At 25.3% G+C, this 1,875-nt stretch carries 2 protein-coding genes; one reads left to right on the top strand and one right to left on the bottom strand.

Annotation, left to right across the window (positions count from 1 at the left end):
* Positions 1–1,142, top strand: a 1,142-nt coding sequence (locus ACRCYC_RS12750; protein ID WP_438619524.1) for a DUF4403 family protein, incomplete at its 5' end; no start/stop codon positions are given.
* A 35-nt stretch (positions 1,143–1,177) separates the two neighbouring features.
* On the opposite strand, the gene ACRCYC_RS12745 is transcribed toward ACRCYC_RS12750, so the two are convergent.
* Positions 1,178–1,875: Gfo/Idh/MocA family protein (locus ACRCYC_RS12745; protein WP_438505613.1), on the bottom strand; the 698-nt coding region annotated here is incomplete at its 5' end.

Raw genomic sequence — 1,875 nt, 5'->3', positions numbered from 1 at the left:
CTATTAGTTTTTCAGCACAAGAACAACAAATTCAAGCTGTCACTAATATTAATGGAAACTTTAAAGCAAGTTGGAGTAGAGAAAGTCAAAGTACTGAAATTGCACTAAATGGTACTGCTGGAATATCAAGTATCGTTAGTATATCTCCCAATTGGCAAATAAGTGCTAATAGTACACCATTTTTAAATATTTCTAATAACAACTTACCATTAACTTTAAATATTTATGGTCTTAACTTGAAAACTGATATAAACATTGGAGATAGTTTAGAAAAAAGTATTGTTTCAAAATTAAGAACTGCTACAAAAGAACTTGATAATAAAATTCAAGCCTTTGACTTAAAATCTCTTGTTGAAAAATATTGGTTAGAATTTAAAGAACCTATATTAATTAATCCTGAATATAAACTTTGGCTAACAGTAAACCCACAGTCAGCGAGATACTCTAGTTTAGTTACTACGGATAATAACTTAGGAATTAAAGTTGGTAGTGATGTTAATCTTCATCTATATTTTGGAGAGAAGCCTGCAGCTTTAAATCTTACAACTCTTCCTAGTATGAACTACGGATTTGTAAATGATTCATTTAATATTATATTACCTATTTCAACATCATATAAAAGCTTAAATGAAATTATAAATACAAATTTAGCTAATAAAGATATTCAACTGACATCAGGTTTGTCTTCAAATATAAAAAATATAAATATATCTTCAGAAAATTCTACTTTATATGTTACATCTGACTTTAATCTATCTATTTTTGGATTTTTACACCCAAATGGAATTATAAAAGCTAATGTAAAACCTAATTTTAATAATGAAACAGGGATTTTAAGTGGTGACGATTTTGATTATACATTAGAAACTAATAGCCTTATATTAAAAATAGGAAATTATTTCTTTAAAAATAAAATAATAAATTTAATTAAAAATAATTATCTATCTTTCAATCCAGCAAATGAAATGAAATTAGCTCAAAGTTATTTACAAACAAAAGTTGAAAATATTGAACTAGAAAAAAATGTAAATTTAAAATCTACCATAAATACTTTTAAAATTGTGGATCTAAATATAAATAATGATTCCATTTCAGCTATTTTTAATACTAGTGGTAAAGCAACTATTGAAATATCTGAGTAATTTTATTATTATAAAAATAGAGGAGATGTTCTCCTCTATTTTTGCGTTAATATTCTTATTACCTCTTTTGATATTTCTTTAGTGTTTATATCCGACTCAACCCTATCATTTTTTATCAGATTTATAAACTCTTCTAACTCATAAGTCATACTATTTTCTTCTTGAGGAACACTAATATTTTCAATTTCACCATTTTTATAATAAATTTTTACCTCTTTTATATTAGAAATACTATCTATTATAATTGAACCCTTTTCTCCTTGAATTTCACTTCCTATATAGCTGTTTGTTATTTTTGAATAAACTATTACTCCTGCCATATTTTTATACTCTAAAAGGGCACTTCCAATCCCAGGAACTCCACTATCTAAAGTGTAATTTATTATTTTACTATTTAATGGAATTCCAAAAAGTCTCAATATAAAATACAATGGATAAACACCAATATCTAAATGTGCCCCTCCTCCATATTTAGGATCAAAAATATTTGTTAATTCTCCATCTTTTAAATTATCATACCTCGATGAATATTGACAAAAATTTCCTATAAAACCTCTTACATCACCTATTTTATAGATATTTTTTTCTATTGACTTAAAATTAGGTAAGAATGTATTTTTCATAGCTTCCATTAAACTCACTTTATTTTCATAAGCTACTCTATACATCTCTTCAATTTCTTTTTCATTAATTCCCATAGGTTTTTCACACAATACATGTTTTTTACTTTTTA

This window comes from Paraclostridium sp., from assembly GCF_051657365.1.
In the GTDB taxonomy this organism is placed as follows: Bacteria; Bacillota; Clostridia; order Peptostreptococcales; family Peptostreptococcaceae; genus Paraclostridium.
Note: the sequence above shows the minus strand (reverse complement) of the source record. Positions and strands in the feature narration are given on the sequence as shown.